A 22,821-nucleotide genomic window follows, 5' to 3' on the forward strand; every position below is an offset into this window, starting at 1 on the left:
CTAGCAGAAATGCTAGAGCCTTTTTGCTTTCTGGAGTTTAATAAATTACAGAAAGTAGCCTGATATAAACAGCCCATTACGCTTCATCATTCATCAAGAGCGAAATTCCTCTGTTTTCCCGTTTCCTGTTTTCTTGCTTTAACCCGTCTAATTCACGAGCTACCACCAAAAACTTAAGTACGATATGCACCTAATCCTAAATGGCGACTAATATAATGAGTAAGCGTCAGTAATTTGGGATTATTATGAGGTTCTTTTTTGCACTGGTTGTATTCTATTGTTCATTTTCTCTATCAGCAACTTCGTGGGAAAAAGAGAGTCACCCTACTAAAAATTCACCCTCATCAATTGGAAGCTATGCCAATGGCTGTCTAGACGGCGCGCAGGCTTTGCCTATTAATGGTTTGGGGTATCAGATCATTCGCCCTCAAAGAGAGCGCTACTATGGCCATACAGAAGCTATAAAGTTTATTGAGAGGTTAGGAGTCACGACCAGCGAGAAACTCAATACTAATTTATTGGTCGGTGATATTTCTCTTCCCAGAGGAGGGCGCTTTTCTTCAGGTCATTCAAGTCATCAAACAGGGTTAGATATTGATATATGGCTCAGGTTAACCAGTAAGAGGCTGTCAGAGAACGAGTTAGCTGTGCCTAAACCTGTGAGCGTAGTGGATCTTACCAACTACAAATTGCGTGAATCGAATTGGACCGATGATCATTTTCAAGTTATTCGTTATGCAGCGAAAGATGAAAAAGTAGTGCGTATTTTTGTTCATCCAGTGATCAAGCAAACCCTTTGTGAACAAGAAAACTCTGACGCTAATGATAGAGCTTGGTTAGGCAAAATAAGACCTTGGTGGGGACACCACTCCCACTTCCACGTTCGCTTAAAGTGTCCTGAAGGCAGTTCAAACTGCATAGCTCAAGCGAACCCTCCTAAAGGTGACGGTTGTGGAGATGAACTTGCAAGTTGGGCTCCAAAGACTGTACCAGTTCCACCTCCTAAAAAAGTAGCGAAAACTAAGAAAAAGAAAAAAGTTAAAGTGATGCCAAGTCAGTGTTTAGCCTTGATATCGAATAAGTAATCCTGTTAATCGAGGCTTTTTACAGTGGTACTGCCACTGGTTTTTTCGACTCTAAAATTGGAGAAAAATCACACTTTTGTCTAGAGTTTATAAACACGAGATTAAGAACATCGTTTGATATCAATAAAAGCAATAACGGTATCAGCAAAGGCGATGGCGAATTTGACAAGGTTTGGTCAGGGATTGAGTGTTTTGGGGTGAAAGATGCGGCTTATGTGCAGTATGCGAAATCAGAGTCTGATACCCGTCGATAGATAATTCAAGGATAAGACTATGACTATGATTTGTGCGAAGGAATTTTCAGAATGGTTAAGACACAGGTTCAACGCTGAAAGCTCGGGTATTTCAATTTCAAGAGATGACATCAATCAGCTAACAGGCAGACAACGTTTAGACCCTAGTTTCGTAAATGATGTTCACTATGAATTGATGCAGTATGGAATGGCATTTGTGACCGATACCAGCAGGGAAAACTTTTATCTTGTTCCGATAGCTCAATCAATAAACTGGCGAGAACGACTCGAATATCAATTTGAAAAAGAGCTCTTCTGCAATGTTATCCAATCGGAAAATCAGGATGAAAAAAAGGTTCAACTTATGGTTAAGTTGAACCTTTCTTCTTTTAGGTCAAGCCTTGAATGATAACAAACTTCTCGAGTAGCTCGTCATCAGTTTCAATATGGTTTGGGTCAGTGATTATGCATTTTGTAATCGGGCACACTGACTGACATGTCGGCTTTTCATAGTGACCTTTACACTCTGTACATAAATCTGGATCGATCTCGAAGATACTGTCACCCATAGTGATTGCACCATTTGGGCATTCAGGATCACACATATCGCAGTTGATGCACTTGTCAGTAATTAACAGAGCCATTATTTTCTTCTCAAGTAAGTCGCTTAAGTAAAAATTATTTGCCTGATGCGTTACGTGTATCTTGGCCTTCGCTCAAGTTACGCATCAGCAAGCCGTACTCTAGATCTAGATCTGCTGGTACAGGAATAAATACAAAGTGACCGTTACCTTTCGCATCGTCTACTGCTTCAGATTTACGGTTTTCCATAACTTCCAGTTTGAAAACAACGTTACCTTTTGGTGTCATCATTTCTAAGCTATCGCCAACTAGGAACTTGTTCTTCACTTCTACTTCCGCTAGGTCGCCACGGCGCTTACCGGTGAACTCACCAACAAACTGTTGAGTATCAGAGATAGAGTAACCGTACTCGTAGTTTTGGTATGTATCGTGTGTATGGCGACGTAAGAAGCCTTCAGTGTAACCACGGTGAGCTAGGCTCTCTAGTGTACCCATTAGGCTTTCATCGAATGGTTTGCCTGCCACTGCATCGTCAATAGCTTTACGGTAAACCTGAGCAGTACGTGCACAGTAGTAGAAAGACTTAGTACGACCTTCAATCTTCAGAGAGTGAACACCCATCTTCGTTAGGCGCTCAACGTGTTGGATTGCGCGAAGGTCTTTTGAGTTCATGATGTAAGTACCATGCTCATCTTCAAACGCTGCCATTTTCTCTTCTGGCTTGTGTGATTCAGAAAGCAGAACCACTTCGTCTGTTGGTTTACCAAGACCTAGTGTGTTGTCTGGACGTTCATCTTGAACTTCAACTTCTTGAATAGCGACACCAGTTGGATTAGCTTCAACGATCTGACCGTTTTCGTCTTCTTTCGCCGCTTCAGTTTTGTATTCCCAGCGGCAAGCGTTGGTGCAAGTACCTTGGTTTGGATCGCGCTTGTTCATGTAACCAGAAAGCAGACAACGGCCTGAGTAAGCCATGCAAAGTGCACCGTGAACAAAGATCTCTAGCTCTGTTTCTGGGCAGTGTTCGCGAATCTCTTCGATCTCTTCAAGCGATAGCTCACGAGATAGGATTACACGCTCAACGCCTTGGGTTGACCAGAACTTAACTGTCGCCCAGTTTACTGCGTTTGCTTGAACCGAAAGGTGGATTGGCATTTCAGGGAAGGCTTCACGAACCATCATGATAAGACCAGGATCTGACATGATAAGCGCGTCAGGGCCCATATCTACAACTGGTTTAAGGTCGCGAATGAATGTTTTTAATTTAGAGTTGTGCGGCTGAATGTTACATACAACATATAACTTTTTGCCTTGAGCATGAGCTTCATCGATACCAATTTGTAGGTTTTCGTGATTGAACTCGTTGTTACGAACGCGAAGGCTGTAACGTGGCTGGCCTGCGTATACTGCATCTGCGCCGTAGGCGAATGCGTAACGCATGTTTTTGAGGCTTCCTGCCGGTGATAATAGTTCAGGTACAAATGGTTTTTGTGTAGTCATTGCTTCGTTCTCTAATCTGATCTCAAGTCAGGTTGATACCACCAAGTGATATCAAAGGGGCGCAAATTTTACGCTAAAATGAGTTTGGTTGATAGCCCTAAAGATAGCAATGACATTAACAAGAGGGTAGAGAGGCCGATATAAGTGAGAACTTAGTGAGAAATAAGCCCAGATACCGTTAGCACCTGAGCTTATAGTTTGACTGATTAAGCGTTAGGTTGAGTTAACCCGCCTAATGATTCAAATAGGTTTGGAAGGAAAACACTGAACTCACCACAAAGTAGAGAGAAGTCTGCATCAAAACGCGCAGCTTGATCTTCACGAGGAATATCGTCGTTTTCGTCTTTGAGCTCATCACTGAATTTTAGGCGCTTGATGCTGCCATCTTCTGCAAGAATGAATTCAATACGGTCTTGCCAGTTGATAAGAAGTTTCGTCACCATCTTATTGGCTTCGATGTGGTTTTTAATCTCATCAGCTTCTAGTTCTTGTTTCTTAACTCGAACAATACCGCCGTCTTCTTGAATAGATTTTAGTTCTGCTTCATCAAGCATAGTGATGCCTTGAGGCGTATCACCTGATTTCACCCATTCTGTAAGAGTCGTTTCGATCGCTTGCTCTGGAATAGCTGGCACTACGGGCAGGCTACCCATTGTCTTACGTAGCAATGCTAATACATCTTCTGCTTTTTTGTAGCTGCTCGCATCAACCACAATGAAACCTTCTTTTGGCATGATCAGCGCGTAAGTGAAGTTGCTGCGGCTAAATGCACGAGGAAGTAGGTCAATGATGATGTCTTCTTTTAGGCTGTCTTTCTCTTTCTTTTTCAGAGGTGTACCAGACTCTGCCTCAAGCGTTTCTACTTTTGCGTTCAATGATTCTTTGATCACAGAAGCGGGTAGCATTTTCTCTTCTTTCTTTGCACAGATAAGAATGCGGTTTTCTGATACGTGCGTCATCATATCGCCATGTCTACCCATTGCGTGTACCCAACCAAACTTCTGTTTGTCTTGGCTACCACAAGGAGTAAAACGGAATTCTTCAAGTTGTTTCTCTAGCTGATCTGCGTTGAAATCAATATCACGGTTGAAGCGATAGACTAGGCAATTTTTAAACCACATAAATTTTTCTCATACCTTTTTAGAAGTGCTTCATGATATGAGATCTAATTCGATTTGTCCCTAGCTCTGTATCAAAAGTTATAAAGTGAAATGTTTGAGACAGTTATATGAAAATTTGTTTTCAAAGGTCACAAAAGTGTCATAATTAACTCAGATAATGCAATGCGTTGATTAAATACAAAGGCTATTCAATTATGTCGAGAAGGATTCTGGTCGTTGAAGATGAAGCACCTATTCGTGAGATGCTGTGTTTCGTGCTTGAACAAAAAGGCTACCAAGCAGTAGAGGCTGAAGATTACGATACAGCGGTAAACAAGCTATGTGAACCTTTCCCAGATCTAGTATTACTAGATTGGATGCTACCTGGTGGTAGCGGGATAAACTTTATCAAGCACATGAAGCGTGAAGAGTTAACTCGCAACATCCCAGTGGTGATGCTAACGGCTCGTGGAGAAGAAGAAGATAAGGTTCGTGGTTTAGAAGTAGGCGCTGATGACTACATCACCAAGCCATTTTCTCCAAAAGAGCTTGTCGCTCGCCTGAAAGCGGTTATTCGCCGTGTAACGCCTACCGCACTGGAAGACGTGATTGATGTGCAAGGCCTTAAGTTAGACCCTGTTTCTCACCGCGTTACTGCAAGCGAAGGTCCGGTTGATATGGGACCAACAGAGTTCAAAATGTTGCACTTCTTTATGACACACCAAGAGCGTGTGTACAGCCGAGAGCAACTGTTGAATAACGTTTGGGGTACCAACGTTTACGTTGAAGACCGTACCGTTGACGTACATATTCGACGCCTGCGTAAAGCACTTGAATCTGCAGGTCACGACAAGCTAATCCAAACGGTTCGCGGCGCAGGCTACCGTTTTTCTACAAAGGCTTAGTGTGGCTTCGCTACCCAGTTTACGGAGTCCTGAATGGTTGAAAAGTTAACCTGGAAAAAGCTGGCTTGGGAGCTGGCTTTTTTTTACGCACCTTGGGTTTTAGTCGGTTGGATATTCGGCTACCTACCTTGGTTACTGCTGGCTGCCACGGTATTGCAGCTCGGCTGGCATCTACATAATCAAATGCGTTTGTCCGCATGGTTGTGGGATGAAAAGCGGTTAACACCCCCTTCAGGCTCAGGAAACTGGGAGTCTCTGTTCAATGGTATTTATCGTATGCAGCAGAGACAGCGTCGCAAACGTAAAGAGCTGACCAACTTGATCCGCCGTTTCAGAAACGGTGCAGAGTCCCTTCCCGATGCCGTTGTGGTATTTCGCGGTGAAGGTAATATCGTTTGGTGTAACAAGCTTGCTCAGTATTTACTTGGGTTTCGCTGGCCAGACGATTCAGGGCAACCGATTTCTAACTTGATCCGTACGCCGGACTTCATCAAGTATCTTAATAAACAAGATTTTTCAGAACCGTTAGAGATGCCTTCGCCACTTAACGTGGAGCGCATGCTTGAGCTGCGTATCGTGCCGTATACCGAGGGTGAACACCTAATGGTGGTACGTGATGTTACTCAGTTAAAACAGCTAGAAGGCATGCGTCGTAACTTCTTTGCTAACGTTTCTCACGAGCTACGTACTCCTATGACCGTACTTCAGGGCTACCTTGAAATGACGGAAGATCCAGACATGGTCGTTGGCCCTATGTGGCCTAAGGCTCATGGTGTGATGACCGAGCAATTGAATCGCATGAACAGTCTGGTCAATCAGCTATTAACACTTTCAAAAATCGAAGCGGCGCCGATGCATGAGCTCGATGAAGTGGTCAACGTTCCGGCTATGCTTGAAGTTCTTGAAAAAGAAGCGGCAAGCCTAAGTGGTGATCGAGAGCATAAGCTTGAGTTTGATATCGATAAGAGCCTACGCGTTCTCGCTGATGAAGATCAGTTGAGAAGTGCGATATCGAACCTGGTTTACAACGCAGTGAAATACACACCACCGGGCGCGACGGTTAAAGTGCGTTGGTACCAGACCAGTCAAGGTGCATGTTTAGATGTGTCAGACACCGGAGACGGTATCGAACCACAACACTTACATCGACTCACAGAGCGTTTCTATCGTGTAGATAAAGCACGCTCACGTGATACAGGTGGTAGTGGTCTTGGATTGGCGATTGTGAAACATGCGCTTAGTCACCATGACTCACATTTAGAAATTCAAAGTGAGGTGGGTGTCGGTAGTCGATTCCATTTCACATTGCCAAATCGACTGACAGTGTCATGAGTTGTTTGACACGCAGGATGCGTTTGCCAGTCAGCTCATTATTAGCGTTTGCTTTGGTTAACCCTGCTCATGCAGAACAGAGTGTCGATTCTCTTCCTGATTATTCTAAGGTTCCGGGGATTTCTGGGAGCTTATTATCGGTAGGTTCGGATACCTTAGCGGGTATGACGACGTTATGGGTGGAAGAGTTCAAGTCCTACTACCCAAATGTTAACGCTCAAGTCCAAGCATCGGGTTCTTCTACTGCTCCTCCAGCCTTAACCGAAGGGACTGCACATCTAGGGCCAATGAGTCGTCCGATGCGCCTGCGAGAAATTGAAGCATTTGAAAGGGAGCATGGATATAAGCCAACAGCACTGCGAGTTGCTATCGATGCGATTGGGCTTTTTGTGCATCGTGATAACCCTATTGAGGGGCTCAACTTTCGTCAGATTGATGGCATCTTTTCCGAGACTCTACGCTGCGGAGCGACTAAGCCTCTCAATAGCTGGCAAGATCTCGGAATCGAACAACCATGGGCAAAACATCGATTCCAACTGTTCGGCCGCAATTCAGTATCGGGTACCTATGGTTACTTCAAACAGAATGCGCTGTGCGGTGGTGATTTTAAAAATCGCGTGAATGAGCAGCCTGGTTCCGCATCCGTTGTGCAATCGGTCGCTTCATCAATCAGTGGGATCGGTTACTCAGGTATTGGCTATCGTGTAGCAGGTGTAAAGCTTATTCCTATTTCAGAGCATGGTTCTGATTATGTAGAGCCGACTCGAGCGAATATCTTGAGCGGTGATTACCCTCTATCACGCTTTCTTTATGTGTACGTGAACAAACACCCAGATAAACCGCTTTCTCCTGTTGAGAGAGAGTTCCTCACTTTTGTATTCTCAAAGCAAGGGCAAGAACTGGTAGAGAAGGATGGCTACTTAGCGATACCGTCTGAGTTCGCAGAGCAAGAGTTGGCGAAAGTCGGGCTCTGATTGAGGTCACTGCGAACGTAGAAAAGAAACCTATGAACAGCTTGCGATCTCGCAGGCTGTTATTATTTTGATTGTTCGTTATTTTAGTTTCAACGACCATCCAGCGTTGTTCCAACGTTGTTGCTCTTCTCTGAGTTCATACTCAAGCAGTTGGTTTTGGGTCAACCAGTCGCTGTTAGATCCTTTTAATTCCCAGTTATTCTGTTGTTCAATCGTTAGAGTTACGTTTGGTTCAGGTGCTTGATTTCGCTGACGATTAAGTAAGATAGCGAGTCTCAATATACGAATCAGCAGTGTGATTTGTTGTGGAGTAAATAGAGAGAGCTCCGGTAAGTCTTGTAACTTGAGCGCTTTTCTTTGATAGCGAACTAATGTCGAGATCAGACGTTGCTGCTCCGTATTGAAGCCTGGCATTGTCGTGTGCTTAAGCAGATAAGCCGAATGGCGGTGATAGCCTTGAAATGCAATGCTTTGTCCAACCTCATGAAGCAATGCTGTCCAACCAACCAGATCATACAGCTCATTAGTAACTGTAGTAGTCACTTGAGGCTGCACTTGTTTCAATAATGCAAGTGCGAGTACTTTGACTTTCTGGCCATGAGCTACGTCAACATGGTATCGAGAGACCAGCGTTTCGGCAGTTCTTGTGCGAACATCAATATCTTTAAATCTATCCTCCATGTCATAAAGAACGCCTTCTCTTAGGGCACCATCAGAAAAATGTAACTCCTTGATGTCTAGCGTATCCATGGCTGCTGAAAGAATGGTGACACCAGCAGCAAACACTGGCTTTCTCTCATCACTTAAACCTGAAAGATTTAAGGTTTCGGAAGATGAATACTCACATAAGTGATTCTTTAAATAGGACAGGCGCTGGGGCGTAATGAGACCGTCGGTGAACCCTAAGCCAATGAGTACCTCTTTTATGGATTTAGCGCTCCCAGATGAGCCAAAGGCTATTTCCCAAGGGGGCTTTTTATATTCTTCAATCAATGGCATCAATAGACGAGTAGCCGCGGTATAAGCATCTGAAAAGTGTCGTGAGGTTAGCTCTCTTTCAGTAAAGAAACGTTGAGTAAAGCTGACGCATCCCATCGGTAAACTGCGCATAATTAGGGGAGTAAAGCCTTGTCCAGCGACGAGTTCGGTACTGCCACCACCGATATCAATAACCAACTTAGATTCAGAAGCGGTTTGAGTGTGTTCTACACCGTTATAGATTATTCGAGCTTCTTCTTGACCTGAGATGATCTCTATTGGAAAAGGGAACAGTGGCTTGGCTTGCTCTAAGAAGTCTATAGCATTTTTGGCTTTTCTTAGGGTATGAGTCGCAACAACTCTGACATCATCAAGTTCAAAATCCGCTAGTCGCTCTGCGAACACCTTGAGGCATTCTAGGCCTCGCTCGATAGCGCTTTCGGATAGGAAGTTACGTTCATCCAACCCATCGCCTAATCTCACTTTCTGTTTATGTCTGCTGACTAATTGCAGGTGTTGATCGAATACCCGGGCAACCACCATGTGGAAGCTGTTCGAACCCAAGTCGATAGCGGCAATACATCGAGAATGTTCGTTATCAATTAGCGGCATGATTTCTTCTCTTGTTTGTACTTCTTGCGAGCAAGTTTCTCCATACGTTTAATATAGTGGTAAGTGGAGAGTTGTGACGTCGGGTAATCGAGTTGGTTTGCTGGTGCTTCTATGTAAGGGTTGTTCATCGCTTGGTCTAGCACTCGAGCTTTGTTGCTGTCATCGAAATGAAATTCGGTGATATCGATAATGGTTTGCTTGATAGTTGGATCTAAAATTGGAGTGGCGACTTCGATCCGATGATCGAAGTTTCGCGTCATCCAGTCAGCTGAGGATATATAGACTTTCGGCTTTCCAGCGTTACCAAAGATCATCACTCTTGGGTGTTCGAGAAAACGATCGACCACACTGACAATCTCAATATGGTCACTGATGTTGGGTATGCCAGGGACAAGAGAGCACATGCCACGAATGACCATTCTCACTTTTACATTGATTTGGCTGGCCTGATAGAGCTTTTCAATGATCTCTCGGTCGACCAAATTGTTGAGTTTTAGAGTGATGCTGGCAGGCTTGCTCTCCATCGCGTTTTGTATTTCATTATCTATCAACTGATACAGACGTTTTCTTGTATTCTTCGGTGACACAATCAGTTGTTTGAACTGTGATTTTTGATAAGGGTTTTCAATATACTTAAAGACTTGTCTCACATCTTGGGTCAAATCTTCATTCGCAGTGAGCAGAGAAAAATCGGTATACACGCGCGCTGTTACTTCATGAAAGTTACCGGTGCCAATATGGGCGTAATGCGCCGTATGCTTGCCTTCTTTCCGTTTAATGAGCAGCAGTTTGGAGTGGACTTTCAAACTTGGGATGCCATGGATGACTTTTATACCGGCTTCTTGAAGTTTCTTTGTCCACTGAATATTGGCCTGTTCATCAAAGCGAGCTTGCAGTTCGACAACTACTGTGACCTTTTTTCCATTGTGTGCCGCATCGATGATTGAGCTAAGGAGTTTGGAGCCTTCTGCAACACGGTAAACGTTTATTTTTATGGAGGTTACCTTCGGGTCAAAGGAAGCCTGCCTCACAAGTTCAGTAATGTGATTAAAGGTGTGATAAGGGTAATGCAACAAGATGTCACGAGCTTTGATCGCTTCAAAATAGTTTGGGTGGTGGCTAAAATGCGCGCTCTTAATCGCGGGTAACGGGCGATTAACTAAATCACGTCGGTTGAGGCTTGGGAACTCAGAGAAATGTTTGAAGTTATGATAGCGACCACCTGCGATGACACTGTCATAGTCAGACAGTTTAAGTCTGACTTGTAAGAAGTTGAGCATTTCAGCTGGCATTTCTGATTCATAGATCAGACGTATCGGCAGTGCCGTTAAGCGCTGTTCTAAACCTAAAGACATCGATTCTAATAGGTTATTTTCATCGTCTTCTTGAAGATCATAATCAGCATCACGTGTCATTTTTATCGCAAAACAACGCAATGAATCATACTCAAAGAATCCTTTAAGCAAGTCATCCAAACAAAATCGAACTATATTATCTAACAAGATCAGAGTTGTACGCTGCGAACCCGAAGCTTCCGGTAACTTAACAAATCGAGGGAGTGTCTCTGATGGGATTTCGAGTAAGACATATTGAGATGATGTCTCACGCTCGATGTCGATGGCTAAGTAACTTTGTTCATCTTTGAGAATATTGAGTAACGGGCTATCTTCGTTCAAGAGAAGAGGAGTTAAGTGTGGCAGCACTTTTTTCTTAAAGTACTTTTTTATCCAGCCACTTTGTTCTTCACTTATTTGCTGTTCGTTGACCAGAAAAATACGATTGCGTGCCAATTCCAGTAGCAAGTCGTTATACAGTTCATGGAATTGAGCATCGAGCTTGCTCGCTTTACTCTGCATTTGAGTGAGCAGGGTTTTTGGCGAGTTGGAGGTTAGTTGTGGATCTTGGAGTAAGATCTTTCGCTTCACGTCAGCAAATCGGACTTTGTAAAACTCATCGAGGTTTTTCGAGTAAATACCTAAAAAACGAACTCTTTCGATTAAAGGAACTGACTTGTCTGCCGCTTCTTGGAGAACTCTTTCGTTGAAGGATAACCAGCTAAGTTCTTTTGTGACATAGTCTTTTTTCATCGAGATGAGAATCCTTGAGTACTGGCTATAGAGCTGATTACTTTAAATTAGAATGGCAAAATGCACAAAATCTATGATCTTACTTTAAGAAATATGGCTAACAAACTTGTTATTAGTTTCAGTTGTTTAACGTAACTTGTAATATAATTGTCATCTAACGTACATATTATGTCAGTAGCTAAAAAAAGGTAGATAAACAGATGGCTTCAGCCCAATTTTCATTGAAAGAGCGCGACAAAAAAAGATGGTTGAAAGATCGTCTCGTCCGTTTTTCAGTGACATGCGGCGCGGTCAGTGTTCTAGCTGCCCTAGTATTGATCTTTGTTTACTTGGCAATGGTCATTTTACCGGTATTTTCAGATACTGGTTTAGAGACAGACCAAGCCGTGAAGACCGTTGCCGTAGAAAAGCCTATCGTCTTATCGGTTGATGAATATGGTCAGCATGCATTTACTATCGAAAAATCTGGCTTGGTACAGTTTTGGGACTTAGAGTCTCAAAATACACACTCTTACTTTGAGCGTGATATTGTAGCCAACCCCATCGCCTTTTCTCGAAATACCCCATCTGAAAATTGGTTTGCCTTTGCCGACAGCGCAAGCAATCTTACTTTTTTCTACCCTGAGTATAGTGCGCCTGTGCTGAAAAAGGGCAGCGAAGCCGAACCTAAAATTGAGCAAATCACTCTCCCTGAACCGTTTTTAAATGATGAATCATCAAATGGGGCGACGATCGACAAATTTGCGTTCTCTAAAAATGGACGTGGGATTACGGTTGCCGCTCAGTTAAGTGACCAACGAGTCTTAGTGAAGAGGTATCAGAGTGACCTTACTGGTCAGTATGTTTTTCAGAAGAGCCAATGGCTTTCGGATAGACTGGGTTTGCAACAACAACTGCTTGTCACACCTGATGGGCAAACTTTATACCTACGAGCACAATCGGATTTGGTTGTTTTGAAACTATCAGATAACGGTTTTGATGTTCGTGAAGTGATTGATCTTAGCCTAAATGATGCGAAGCATTCCGTGAAAAGCATCGATTTATTGTCTGGCGCATACTCGTTGTTGGTTACGCATGAGGACGGACAGGTTTCTCAATGGTTCGATGTACTCAAAGATGAAAAACGTAGCCTGACCCATATTCGAGATTTCCAGCTTGCTGAACAAGTGCAGTTTATTCTTCCGGATACTTATAGAAAGGGTTTTTATAGCTTCTATAAGAACGGCACATTACAAAGCCACTATACGACCAGTGAAAAGCTGTCGTTGTTTGAACGAGCCTTTGATAAATCACCACAACTAGCCGCTATGTCTGCTAATGAACTGCATCTGGCGACCTTGATTGATGGCACCATCAGTGTGGCTAAAATCGACAATGAATACCCACAAATTTCATTCTCATCACTTTGGCAAAAGGTCTGGTATGAAAGTTATCCAGAACCGCAATACGTTTGGCAATCAACGTCGGCGAACGATGACTTTGAAGAGAAATTCAGTTTAGTACCTATCACGTTCGGTACTATCAAAGCCGCTCTGTTTGCTATGATGTTTGCTGTGCCAGTTGCTGTGCTCGGAGCTATTTACACCGCTTACTTTATGTCTCCACGCATGCGAAGAGTGGTGAAGCCTTCGATAGAGTTGATGGAAGCACTTCCAACTGTGATCATCGGATTCTTGGCCGGGCTTTGGTTTGCTCCAATCGTCGAGACACATTTAACAGCTGTCTTCTCATTAATGGTGCTATTACCACTTAGCACACTGTTGACTGGACTTGTTTGGTTCTGTTTACCGAAGATGGTAACGGGTCGCTTCTCTAATGGTTGGCACGCGCTGATATTGATTCCAGTATTGGTGATTACAGTGGTTGCGGTGTTTGCTGGTGGAAGCAACATTGAAGCCTTATTATTCGGTGGTGATATTCGTACCTTCTTGGCCAGCTATGGCATCGACTTTGACCAACGCAATGCGCTGGTGGTTGGTTTTGCTATGGGCTTTGCGGTCATCCCTACGATTTTTACTATTGCGGAAGATGCTATTTTCTCTGTACCTAAACACTTATCTGATGGCTCATTAGCGTTGGGTGCGACGGCGTGGCAGACGCTTATTTATGTGGTGTTATTGACGGCGAGTCCAGGTATCTTTTCTGCAGTTATGATGGGCCTAGGGCGAGCGGTCGGCGAAACCATGATCGTCTTGATGGCGACAGGTAACACTCCAATTCTTGACTGGAATATTTTGGAAGGGATGAGAACGTTATCGGCAACGATTGCTGTTGAACTACCAGAATCAGAAGTGGGCGGTTCTCATTTCCGCTTACTGTTCTTGGCTGCACTCTTGCTGTTTATCTTCACATTCGCGGTGAACTCAGTTGCTGAGTGGGTTAGACAAAGACTGAGAGATAAATATCGTGCGCTGTAGTTTTAAAGGTTTGCCTCAATGTGTATCAATGGCTTTTAGTGTTTTTGCTAGCGTATCCTGTGATCTTCTCAGTTCCTTGAGTTCAGTACGTCAAGAGCAAGGTCGATCATGATGAATAAACTGAAGTCATTATTATCTTGGGTTAAATCGGGCTCTCCGTGGATCTGGCTTACGAGCGGGGCGGTGAGCATCAGTATGCTTTCTGTTCTTGGCCTAATGCTGCTGATTGGTTGGAAGGGCTTAACCTATTTTTGGCCCGCACATTTGTACCAATGGCAAGTTGACTCCAAAGACTTATCGCTAGTGGTCGATCTTGACGAAACCGTATCAAAACAAGATGTATTGGTTGGTCAGTTATATGAGCGAAAATACATCCCGATAGAGCAAGTTCCACAAGTCCATGATCTCTTGTCACCTCAAAATTTGTCGACTGGGCTAATACAGCGCTTAAGCATTAAAGTTGCCAACAGAGAGCTGTACCCTGCGGACTTTGTTTCCATTCTGGATGTCAATTTACGTGAGCCAACCACCCCGCTTGATTGGGTTGTGATTGAACGAAGTCGAGGTGGCTACTTCTTTGGTAAGCCGGTGGGTTTTAAAACCGCTTCTGGCACTTTTGACTCGAACATAGACCAAAAGCTCGAACAAGGCTTGGCGTTCGCTGATACGTTACGTAAAGAAACGTCGCGTGTCGTGAACCAAGAAATTCGCAATATCAGCTGGCAATTGGAAAACCTGCGCTTAGAAAAGCGTAAGCTTGAACTCAATGAGTCAGTGAGCGATGAATACCTTAAAACCTATACTCAAACTAAACTGGAATTAAACCGCCAGTTAGCGGAAGCCGAAGTTAAGCTTGATCACCTTAGAACGCAGCTCAATGTCGAAAGCTTACTCGTTGAGGATATGACAGGCGAGTTAGTCGAGATTTCGCTCAGTCACATTCTGGATTATTGGTACCCGAATAATATGTCTTACCTAGAAAAGGTTGGGCACTGGGGTAAACAAGTTTGGAAGTTCTTATCAGAGAATCCGCGAGACTCAAACTCTGAGGGCGGTGTATTCCCTGCCATTTTCGGTACAGTACTGTTGGTTATTCTTATGTCGATCGTCGTGATGCCTCTTGGCGTGGTCGCTGCGATATATCTTCATGAATACGCAAAAAACAACGCACTGACACGTTTGATTCGTATTGCCGTTATTAACTTAGCGGGTGTACCGTCGATTGTGTATGGTGTATTTGGCTTAGGTTTCTTTGTGTATACCATTGGTGGCTCGATTGATACGTTGTTTTATGCAGAGCGATTACCCGCTCCGACATTTGGTACGCCGGGTCTACTTTGGTCAGCACTAACCTTAGCAGTATTGACGCTTCCAGTCGTTATCGTAACTACTGAAGAGGGCTTAACGCGCATTCCTAGTGCAGTGAGGCACGGTTCATTAGCGCTTGGTGCGACTCAATTTGAGACGCTTTGGCGCATCGTTTTACCGATGGCAAGCCCAGCGATTATCACTGGTTTGATTTTGGCAATCGCGAGAGCCGCGGGGGAAGTTGCTCCACTCATGCTGGTGGGTGTTGTTAAATTGGCATCCAGCTTGCCAGTCGATGGTCAGTTTCCGTATTTACACTTAGACAGAAAGTTCATGCATTTAGGCTTTCATATCTATGATGTTGGTTTTCAAACCTCTAATATCGAAGCGGCACGACCTTTAGTGTATGCGACTTCATTTTTATTGGTTACGGTGATTGTTGGGTTGAACTTAACAGCCATCAATATCCGTAATAACTTGCGTGAAAAATACCGAACCTTAGGACAAGATTAGATGTTCTCGATTAATGAAACCTTGGGTTACCAAGCACCACTTGATGTTCACAATCTGAAGGATGAGCAAATTGCTATCTCGATTGAAGGGCTAAATCTTTACTATAAAGAGAGCCAAGCACTTGATGATATCTCGATGCAGATCCCGAAGGGGCAGGTAACGGCGTTTATCGGCCCTTCTGGCTGTGGTAAGTCGACTCTGCTGCGCTGTATTAATCGCATGAACGATCTTGTTGAAGGCTGTAAGGTTTCCGGCAAAGTGAAGCTTCATGGCAAGAATGTCTATCACCCTAAGGTAGATGTCGCGACCTTACGACGCCGTGTTGGTATGGTATTCCAGCGTCCTAATCCTTTTCCTAAATCTATCTATGAGAATGTGGTTTACGGCTTGAGGCTGCAAGGTGTTAGCAACAGCCGAGACCTTGATGATGCGGTTGAACGCTCTCTGCGCGCTGCTGCATTATGGGATGAAGTGAAGGACCGTTTGCATGAGAACGCCTTTGGTTTATCGGGTGGTCAACAGCAGCGTTTGGTTATCGCTCGTGCGGTTGCGATTGAACCTGAAGTGCTGTTGTTAGATGAGCCGACATCGGCACTGGATCCTATTTCTACTTTGACGATTGAAGAGTTGATCAACGATCTCAAAACCCAATACACAGTGGTGATTGTTACTCATAACATGCAGCAGGCAGCTCGCGTGAGTGACCATACTGCCTTTATTCATATGGGAAAATTGATCGAGTACTCAGATACGGACTCAATTTTTACGTCTCCATTGAAAAACCAGACAGAAGACTACATTACTGGTAGATATGGTTAACCTCTCCAAAGGTGTCATATAGAGCTAAGTCACTCTACAAAAATGGCTTTCTTCATTTCTTTCAAGGAGCAAGTATGCATTTCGGTCGCCACATTTCAGGGCAATTCAATGTCGAGTTAGAATCGATCCGTACTCATGTATTGACCATGGGCGGGTTAGTGGAGCAGCAACTCTCGTTTGCAATGCAGGCGCTTCATAAAGACGATGTTGAACTGGCTAAAAAAGTGATTCGTGATGACCATAAAGTGAATGCGATGGAAGTGTCGATTGATGAGGCGTGTACTCGAATCATTGCAAAGCGTCAGCCGACCGCAAAAGATCTGCGTTTGATTATGGCGATCATCAAAACGATTACCGACTTAGAACGTATTGGCGATGTTGCCTCTAAAATTGCTCAAGGTGCGATAGAGATCCCTTCAACCAAAGAGCAGAAATTCCACGTATCTTTAGAGCCTCTTTGCCGTCAGGCTATCACCATGCTTCACCAAGTATTAGATGCTTTTGCTCGTATGGATGTGGATGCGGCAGCTGAAGTTCACAAACTTGATGATAAGTTGGATGCGGAATACGAGGCAGTCATTCGTCAGTTAATGACGTATATGATGGAAGATCCTAAGAACATCCCAAATATTTTACAGGTGATGTGGTCAGCTCGTGCGATTGAGCGAGTGGGAGACCGCTGCCAAAATATCTGCGAATACATTATTTACTTTGTGAAGGGTAAAGATGTACGTCACTTAGGCGATCAAAGCCTTGATGACGCACTAAAATAGAGCTTATCTTTAGAAGCTAATAATGGCACCAAGATTGAAATTGACCGTTGTGTCGTAAGGCACAAAGGTTTTGTTGTGATCAAAAATATTCATATCAACACCAGCACGTAATCCAAGCATTGGTGTCGCTTGGTAAACGTAGGCACCACCTAGGCTTATACCATGTGTTGTTTTCTCTTCTACTTCGCCTGAGCGCGTTTTTGTACCGTCATAACTTGCCACACCAATCTCAGCCTGAAAGCCGTGGGTTTGGTTTCTTCCAAACATGTTTTGGATACCAACACGATACGCATCAACCGTTTCGTCATATCGATCGCTGTCATACCAAAGGTGAGAATAGCTCAGGTAAACTGCGCCTAGATTTGCCACATCAGTAATACCTGCTTGCATTCCAAAACCATGATAAGAACCAATCTTTAGTTCAGGAGATAAGTGAAGACCACTTGCTGAAACGGAAGTAGAAAGGACGGTAATTAAAAGCAGGGGAGACTTTATCTTCATAAAAATACCTAGAGAAATTAGCCGTCCTTGGCTGCAATGAATTTTGATTTGAATAGATTGGCTTTAGAACTTTCGCTCGAAGGCGGTCAAAGCCTGGATAAGGTGTTAAACCAAGGAAATGATTGATCATAAAAAGCCAGCGTAGACGCTAGCTTTTTCTATTAATTAGAAACGGTAACCGACAGTCCATGAGAATGTGTCGTAATCTACGTCATCGTAGCTCGCGAATTCAAAGCGCATGTCAGTGTATAGGTGTGGTCCGAATTCAGCTCGACCACCTAGGCCAACAACGAAGCTGGTATCGTTGTATGATTCAGTCCACTTCTTGTCTAGGATGCTAATTGAATTATCTTCACTTTGACGAGCTAGGCCCAGAACACCATAAGGTTTTAAAGAGAAGCCATCCAATTTAAATTTATAACCGATGTCAGCATCAACTTGGAACTTGTAACCATCGATCTCAGCTTTTATGCCTTCAACGTTTTCGTCGTCACTATTCGTTGCGTAAGAAACGTTGATACCTACGATACGGTTAAATTCATAACCATATTCAAGTTTGATACCGTTACCCCAATCAACTGTGTCATCTGTTAGCCAATCGTTTACTTGAGTTTGGTTGTAACCGATACCCACACGGTGTTGGCTGTCAAAGTTGTTTGCAAGAACAGGAACAGAAAGTAGTGAAGCTGAAATTAGGGTAGTAAGTGCCATTTTCATATTAGTCTCTATCTAGGGTTAACTTAACTGCACGATCCTTCGTAGTTCAGTATCCGTTTTGATAGGGCTAATATTAAACAGTGTTTTATTTTTAGGCTAAGTAGGTATTGGCATCTCTATAATAAGCATTACTTATTAATCTGAGTGGATAGTGCTTTTTGTATTAACTCAAATAGCCAATTGGTAGTAGGGGAGTTTCTGTTTTTAGTATGTAAGTGGCAGTAAACAGGAGTTTTGGGAGGCTCGCCATCTATCACAACATCGATTCCGCGTAGGCTTGGGTAATTATCAACGAGGAAAAGATTCGAATGTGGCATGTACATATCTGTATGTTGAATGACATCAATGACCGCCATAATTAGCTCACTACGGAAACCAACCTTATGCTCAATAGAAAGCTCAGTTAGGATATTCGATGCCAAACTATAGTTGTCGTTCCAACCTGGTGTGACTAATGAAGCGATATCGTACCCCGCCACATCATAAGGTGTAACGATTTCTTGCTTTAAAGGGGGGTCTTTTCTTACAAAAATACGCCCTGTTAGTTCAATTAACTTCTTCGTATAAACTTCTTTATTCGTTTTGCTACCAAGGTAACTGACCCCCATCAACACCTCACCTTTCTGAATGTCAGAAACAGAAGCATTGGTCCAAGAGAGTAATTCTAGATTCGCATTCGGTGCTTGCTCTCTTATCATTTTAAATAGAGAACCAGATAAACAAGATAGCACGATAGGTGATAGAGCTATTTTAAGTGTGTAGTCGATATTTTTCGGGTCGAAAGTGTTTGAGGTATTAATAGCAACAGATAGACCGTCCATGAATGGTTTGATCTTGTTGGTGAGCTGTTCTGAGAAAGCGGTTGGTTGCAAGCCACCATGAACTTTGACGAAAAGGTCATCGTTGAAGTGGTGTCTTAGCTTTTGTAGGGCTTGGCTAACCGCTGGCTGAGAAACGAATAAACGTTCCGCAGCCTTTCTGGTGTTTTTTTCTTGATAAACAATAAGAAATGTTCGTAACAGGTTTAAATCAAGAGAGCTGAATAAGTCTTTAGCCATATCTGTCCATGAAAGGTTTACTGCGTTATTAAATCTAATATACGTCAGTCAGTTAGATTAGTCAGCGTGGTTCTCTGGATTTGTGTTAGTGGCTACCCCTAGGCGATAAGGGCGGCTCTCACATCAGATATCTTACTCGCATCTGTCACTGGGATCTGATAATCATCAATATTATCACTGCCCATTTGAGCACTTGAGTTGTTTTCCATTAGGCTCGATCTTGTTGATTTACCTGAAAGGTGAAGAGCAGGTACTTGGGTTGCGCTTTGAATCATTTTGGCATTTGCAGCGTTAACACCAGCCCCCGCCATGATATCAATTCGTCCATCGGCTTGTTTGACCATTGCTGCCAATACATCGATGCCTTGCTCAGCTTTAACAGCAAGCCCTGATGTCAGGACTCTTTCGCATCCAAGTGTAATGATCTGCTCTAATGCTGCTTGGAAATCAGAGCTTTGATCGATGGCTCTGTGGAAGGTAACCCCAAGCTTTAACGAGTGCGCTTTTTCAGCCAGTTGCTGCATTTTTGGCATATCAATGCTTCCGTTCGGCGCTAACACACCAAGTACGACCCCATCCAATCCTGCATTTGCACAAGCTTCAATATCTTCAAGCATACAGAGCATATCGTCATTATCGAAAATGAAGTCGCCCTGTCTTGGTCGTATCATAGCGTAGACAGGAACGGACGAAATTTTTGCCGCTTGCTTCATCATACCGAAGCTAGGAGTTAATCCGCCAAGTGCTAGTGAGGAGCAAAGCTCAATTCGATTTGCGCCGCCAGACAGCGCGTTGTGTAGAGATTCTAAGTTATCGATACAGACTTCAATTTCGGTGTTCATCGTGTTTATCCGTTCAAAAAGATACTGACGAAATAATAGCAATCTAGGTGTGATTCTGAATAGATGGGGATAAGGGAAAATAGAGGTAAAGTTTAGGTTTAGAACTACCTCAATTATCTATTACAAGAGGCAGACTAGGGTGGCGGCGAGGAGGGGAAAACAAAAAGCCCGAAGCGTTAACTTCGGGCTTTTAATAGGACTTTACTTCTTAACTGATTGGCGGTGCGCTTTGCGCTATTAGCTTATGCTTTATTTCTCTTTAAAGAGATTCATCCAACCATTAACCCGTGTTGAGGCGGGCTTAAGAGGTAATTACTTGCTTAGGTCGTCAGCGTGCTCAGATAGGAAGGCTGCAACACCTTTTGGAGATGCGTCCATACCTGATTTACCTTCTTCCCATTGTGCAGGACAAACTTCACCGTTCTTCTCGTGGAAGTTTAGTGCGTCTACCATGCGTAGCATTTCATCGATGTTACGACCTAGTGGAAGATCGTTAACTACTTGGTGACGTACAAGACCGTCAGCGTCGATTAGGAAAGAACCACGGAAAGCAACGCCTGCTTCTGGGTGCTCAACATCGTATGCTTTGCAGATCTCGTGCTTAACGTCAGCAACTAGTGGGTATTTAACTTGACCGATACCGCCGTCAGCGATAGCAGTGTTACGCCATGCGTTGTGAGAGAATTGAGAATCGATAGAAACACCGATTACTTCAACGCCTTTAGCTTGGAAATCTTCTAGACGGTTGTCGAAAGCGATTAGCTCAGAAGGACAAACGAAAGTGAAGTCTAGTGGGTAGAAGAAAACTACAGCTTTCTTACCTTTAGTGAACTCTGCGAAGTTGAAGTTATCAACGATCTCACCGTTACCTAGAACAGCTGCTGCAGTAAAGTCAGGGGCTTGACGACCTACTAGTACCATTTTGGAATCTCCTAAAAAATTAGTTGGCCCAACACATCTTTGTTTGGGCTCCGTTTCTACGCGACAAACTATAGTACAATCGGTACTATAGAAAAAAGCGAATTAAATAGATTAAGTTCATCGAAAAAAGCGATAAGCTTATTCTTTGTCCTTTTCTCAGGTCTTATGACCTTCGTGTAACTTATCCTACTCATATTACAAAGTAATTTCATGAATAAATGGCCAAGTCTTAAGCAACTTCACTATCTTGTTACTCTTCACGAAACACGCCACTTTAGCGACGCCGCTGACCGATGTTTCGTTAGCCAATCGACGCTAAGTAAAGGTATCCAAAACCTAGAAGAGCTGATCGGCTGTCCTCTGTATGAAAAGAAGGATAAAAAGAGCCCGCTCGTTTTCACGCAAGCAGGTGAGCTGGTGGTAAAGCACGGTCGAGAGCTACTAGCGAAAGGACAAGATCTCGTAGAGCTTGGAAATCTATGTAACGGCGATGCGATGCAAGGGCAATTGCGAGTAGGGTGTATTCCTACCATTGCACCATTTCTTTTGTGCGACTTGGTACAAGAAGCTAACCAACGCTTTCCTCAGCTAAACTTGCTACTACGTGAAGACACGACAACGAACTTACTTGCTGCACTGCGCCATGGTGAATTAGATGTATTGATTCTTGCTCTGCCTGTCGATATCGACAACATGGAAAGCAAAGTGGTTGGGCAAGATCCTTTTAGAATGGTGATCAGTCGTAACCAAGCAGACGGTATTCGTGTCCCTATTAAATATGACGACCTGCCAGACGAATCTGTATTCTTGTTGGAGAACGAGCACTGTTTAACCGAACACGCGGTATCAGCGTGTAAGTTAACCGATAAAGAGAAGATAAACCCATTCACAGCAACTAGCTTGCACACATTGGTGCAAATGGTAGCGAACGGTTTGGGTACTACTTTTATTCCGCAAATGGCGATTGATCATGGCCTGTTGGAAAATCAAAACCTAGTGGTGATTGATCCCCCTGGTCAGCAAGCGTATCGAGATATAGGCCTTGTTTGGCGTCCAAGTTCGTCACGCCGTGAAACCTTCTATCAGTTAGCAGATGTGGTTTCTGAGTTGTTGTAATAAGTGCTCTTAGTTATAGATGTATTCACCCTACCTTGCATAGTGGCAGGGTAAGGCTCGTACTTAACTATTTTTTGTAAACTGGTGGTATTTTAATACGGCATATAAACATTTTAATGCAATAAATCTAAGCATTATATTTAAAGGATCCATTGATTTATATAACCTTAGTATTTAATGGTATTTTTATTCATTACACATCTCTTCAGTGATAGCGAATTTTTCAAATATACCACGCGAGCTTTTTGCTTCTAGCTCTGGGCCGCAGTATACATGAGTTGGGCTGTTTGTTTTATAATCTTCCATTTTCAAATAATATGGAAAAGAAAGCATGAACGATATAGCAAGTAAAACATATGAAGTTTTATCTTTCATTCTAATATGATCTTTCTTTGTTTTAAATATTAACTTTAATTGAACTATGCTTATTAAAAACCCCCAAAAGAAA

At 43.4% G+C, this 22,821-nt stretch carries 19 protein-coding genes and 2 pseudogenes; 10 read left to right on the forward strand and 11 right to left on the reverse strand.

Going from position 1 to position 22,821, the window contains the following annotated elements:
- Positions 1-245: 245 nt before the first annotated feature.
- Positions 246-1,085 (forward strand): penicillin-insensitive murein endopeptidase, encoded by an 840-nt coding sequence (gene mepA, locus A142_RS22030; protein ID WP_019823035.1) that lies wholly within the window; start codon positions 246-248, stop codon positions 1,083-1,085.
- 273 nt (positions 1,086-1,358) lie between these two features.
- A pseudogene (locus tag A142_RS22035) lies at positions 1,359-1,666 on the forward strand (hypothetical protein).
- A 41-nt stretch (positions 1,667-1,707) separates the two neighbouring features.
- On the opposite strand, the gene A142_RS22040 reads toward A142_RS22035, so the two are convergent.
- The 3 genes from A142_RS22040 to rdgC all read right to left on the reverse strand — a co-directional run bounded on the left by A142_RS22040 (position 1,708) and on the right by rdgC (position 4,521).
- Complete coding sequence (locus A142_RS22040) at positions 1,708-1,962, reverse strand: YfhL family 4Fe-4S dicluster ferredoxin (RefSeq protein ID WP_004735061.1); 255 nt, start codon at positions 1,960-1,962, stop codon at positions 1,708-1,710.
- Between the two features lie 34 nt (positions 1,963-1,996).
- A complete protein-coding gene (yegQ, locus tag A142_RS22045) occupies positions 1,997-3,400 on the reverse strand; it encodes a tRNA 5-hydroxyuridine modification protein YegQ (protein WP_019823039.1) in 1,404 nt (467 codons plus the stop codon).
- 206 nt (positions 3,401-3,606) lie between these two features.
- A complete protein-coding gene (gene rdgC, locus A142_RS22050) occupies positions 3,607-4,521 on the reverse strand; it encodes a recombination-associated protein RdgC (protein WP_017062534.1) in 915 nt (304 codons plus the stop codon).
- A gap of 194 nt (positions 4,522-4,715) precedes the next feature.
- On the opposite strand from rdgC, the gene phoB reads away from it, so the two are divergent.
- From phoB to A142_RS22065, 3 genes are read left to right on the forward strand one after another with little or no spacing between them, the layout of a single operon-like run.
- On the forward strand, positions 4,716-5,405 hold the full coding sequence (gene phoB, locus A142_RS22055; protein WP_004735064.1) for a phosphate regulon transcriptional regulator PhoB: 690 nt from the start codon (positions 4,716-4,718) through the stop codon (positions 5,403-5,405).
- 33 nt (positions 5,406-5,438) lie between these two features.
- Positions 5,439-6,737 carry a phosphate regulon sensor histidine kinase PhoR gene (phoR, locus tag A142_RS22060; RefSeq protein ID WP_019823041.1) on the forward strand — a complete coding sequence of 433 codons (1,299 nt, stop codon included), beginning with the start codon at positions 5,439-5,441 and terminating at the stop codon, positions 6,735-6,737.
- Between the two features lie 17 nt (positions 6,738-6,754).
- Complete coding sequence (locus tag A142_RS22065; protein WP_029405506.1) at positions 6,755-7,711, forward strand: PstS family phosphate ABC transporter substrate-binding protein; 957 nt, start codon at positions 6,755-6,757, stop codon at positions 7,709-7,711.
- 78 nt (positions 7,712-7,789) lie between these two features.
- On the opposite strand, the gene ppx is transcribed toward A142_RS22065, so the two are convergent.
- Positions 7,790-9,301, reverse strand: a complete 1,512-nt coding sequence (gene ppx, locus A142_RS22070; RefSeq protein WP_019823045.1) for an exopolyphosphatase — start codon at positions 9,299-9,301, stop codon at positions 7,790-7,792.
- Positions 9,292-11,388, reverse strand: coding sequence for a polyphosphate kinase 1 (ppk1, locus tag A142_RS22075; RefSeq protein WP_019823047.1), 2,097 nt, complete (start codon positions 11,386-11,388; stop codon positions 9,292-9,294). Before ppk1 ends, ppx begins: the two co-directional genes overlap by 10 nt.
- A gap of 200 nt (positions 11,389-11,588) precedes the next feature.
- Between ppk1 and A142_RS22080 the strand changes: the two genes are divergently transcribed.
- From A142_RS22080 to phoU, 4 genes are all read left to right on the forward strand, one after another.
- Positions 11,589-13,805 carry an ABC transporter permease subunit gene (locus tag A142_RS22080; protein WP_019823048.1) on the forward strand — a complete coding sequence of 739 codons (2,217 nt, stop codon included), beginning with the start codon at positions 11,589-11,591 and terminating at the stop codon, positions 13,803-13,805.
- A 111-nt stretch (positions 13,806-13,916) separates the two neighbouring features.
- Entirely contained in the window at positions 13,917-15,626 is a 1,710-nt protein-coding gene (pstA, locus tag A142_RS22085; RefSeq protein WP_019823050.1) for a phosphate ABC transporter permease PstA, read from the forward strand.
- Positions 15,627-16,445, forward strand: a complete 819-nt coding sequence (pstB, locus tag A142_RS22090) for a phosphate ABC transporter ATP-binding protein PstB (protein ID WP_009848269.1) — start codon at positions 15,627-15,629, stop codon at positions 16,443-16,445.
- Positions 16,446-16,519: 74 nt separating this feature from the next.
- Positions 16,520-17,218 carry a phosphate signaling complex protein PhoU gene (gene phoU, locus A142_RS22095; RefSeq protein WP_009848270.1) on the forward strand — a complete coding sequence of 233 codons (699 nt, stop codon included), beginning with the start codon at positions 16,520-16,522 and terminating at the stop codon, positions 17,216-17,218.
- 9 nt (positions 17,219-17,227) lie between these two features.
- Here the strand turns inward: phoU and A142_RS22100 are convergent, their stop codons facing one another.
- The 5 genes from A142_RS22100 to A142_RS22120 all read right to left on the reverse strand — a co-directional run bounded on the left by A142_RS22100 (position 17,228) and on the right by A142_RS22120 (position 21,257).
- The gene (locus tag A142_RS22100; protein WP_019823053.1) at positions 17,228-17,719 is read right to left on the reverse strand and encodes a hypothetical protein; all 492 of its coding nucleotides are present in this window, start codon (positions 17,717-17,719) and stop codon (positions 17,228-17,230) included.
- Positions 17,720-17,884: 165 nt separating this feature from the next.
- Positions 17,885-18,436 carry a porin family protein gene (locus A142_RS22105; RefSeq protein WP_019823055.1) on the reverse strand — a complete coding sequence of 184 codons (552 nt, stop codon included), beginning with the start codon at positions 18,434-18,436 and terminating at the stop codon, positions 17,885-17,887.
- A 128-nt stretch (positions 18,437-18,564) separates the two neighbouring features.
- A complete protein-coding gene (locus tag A142_RS22110; RefSeq protein ID WP_019823057.1) occupies positions 18,565-19,494 on the reverse strand; it encodes a LysR family transcriptional regulator in 930 nt (309 codons plus the stop codon).
- A gap of 98 nt (positions 19,495-19,592) precedes the next feature.
- A complete protein-coding gene (locus A142_RS22115) occupies positions 19,593-20,336 on the reverse strand; it encodes a copper homeostasis protein CutC (RefSeq protein ID WP_019823059.1) in 744 nt (247 codons plus the stop codon).
- A 312-nt stretch (positions 20,337-20,648) separates the two neighbouring features.
- Entirely contained in the window at positions 20,649-21,257 is a 609-nt protein-coding gene (locus A142_RS22120) for a peroxiredoxin C (protein WP_004740353.1), read from the reverse strand.
- A gap of 210 nt (positions 21,258-21,467) precedes the next feature.
- On the opposite strand from A142_RS22120, the gene A142_RS22125 reads away from it, so the two are divergent.
- Complete coding sequence (locus tag A142_RS22125) at positions 21,468-22,373, forward strand: hydrogen peroxide-inducible genes activator (protein ID WP_019823061.1); 906 nt, start codon at positions 21,468-21,470, stop codon at positions 22,371-22,373.
- Between the two features lie 186 nt (positions 22,374-22,559).
- Here A142_RS22125 and A142_RS22130 read toward each other — a convergent pair.
- Positions 22,560-22,821: pseudogene (locus tag A142_RS22130) on the reverse strand (hypothetical protein); the annotation flags it as partial.

It is taken from the genome of Vibrio splendidus 12E03 (assembly GCF_000272105.2).
Classification (GTDB): Bacteria; Pseudomonadota; Gammaproteobacteria; order Enterobacterales; family Vibrionaceae; genus Vibrio; species Vibrio splendidus_I.

Coding starts and splice junctions, on each gene's coding strand:
- A142_RS22080 (WP_019823048.1), top strand. CDS start 11,589: ATGGCTTCAGCCCAATTTTCATTGAAAGAGCGCGACAAAAAAAGATGG.
- rdgC (WP_017062534.1), bottom strand. CDS start 4,521: ATGTGGTTTAAAAATTGCCTAGTCTATCGCTTCAACCGTGATATTGAT.
- A142_RS22100 (WP_019823053.1), bottom strand. CDS start 17,719: ATGAAGATAAAGTCTCCCCTGCTTTTAATTACCGTCCTTTCTACTTCC.
- ppx (WP_019823045.1), bottom strand. CDS start 9,301: ATGCCGCTAATTGATAACGAACATTCTCGATGTATTGCCGCTATCGAC.
- A142_RS22105 (WP_019823055.1), bottom strand. CDS start 18,436: ATGAAAATGGCACTTACTACCCTAATTTCAGCTTCACTACTTTCTGTT.
- mepA (WP_019823035.1), top strand. CDS start 246: ATGAGGTTCTTTTTTGCACTGGTTGTATTCTATTGTTCATTTTCTCTA.
- A142_RS22125 (WP_019823061.1), top strand. CDS start 21,468: ATGAATAAATGGCCAAGTCTTAAGCAACTTCACTATCTTGTTACTCTT.
- phoR (WP_019823041.1), top strand. CDS start 5,439: ATGGTTGAAAAGTTAACCTGGAAAAAGCTGGCTTGGGAGCTGGCTTTT.
- ppk1 (WP_019823047.1), bottom strand. CDS start 11,388: ATGAAAAAAGACTATGTCACAAAAGAACTTAGCTGGTTATCCTTCAAC.
- A142_RS22110 (WP_019823057.1), bottom strand. CDS start 19,494: ATGGCTAAAGACTTATTCAGCTCTCTTGATTTAAACCTGTTACGAACA.
- yegQ (WP_019823039.1), bottom strand. CDS start 3,400: ATGACTACACAAAAACCATTTGTACCTGAACTATTATCACCGGCAGGA.
- A142_RS22120 (WP_004740353.1), bottom strand. CDS start 21,257: ATGGTACTAGTAGGTCGTCAAGCCCCTGACTTTACTGCAGCAGCTGTT.
- A142_RS22065 (WP_029405506.1), top strand. CDS start 6,755: ATGCGTTTGCCAGTCAGCTCATTATTAGCGTTTGCTTTGGTTAACCCT.
- phoU (WP_009848270.1), top strand. CDS start 16,520: ATGCATTTCGGTCGCCACATTTCAGGGCAATTCAATGTCGAGTTAGAA.
- pstA (WP_019823050.1), top strand. CDS start 13,917: ATGAATAAACTGAAGTCATTATTATCTTGGGTTAAATCGGGCTCTCCG.
- A142_RS22115 (WP_019823059.1), bottom strand. CDS start 20,336: ATGAACACCGAAATTGAAGTCTGTATCGATAACTTAGAATCTCTACAC.
- phoB (WP_004735064.1), top strand. CDS start 4,716: ATGTCGAGAAGGATTCTGGTCGTTGAAGATGAAGCACCTATTCGTGAG.
- A142_RS22040 (WP_004735061.1), bottom strand. CDS start 1,962: ATGGCTCTGTTAATTACTGACAAGTGCATCAACTGCGATATGTGTGAT.
- pstB (WP_009848269.1), top strand. CDS start 15,627: ATGTTCTCGATTAATGAAACCTTGGGTTACCAAGCACCACTTGATGTT.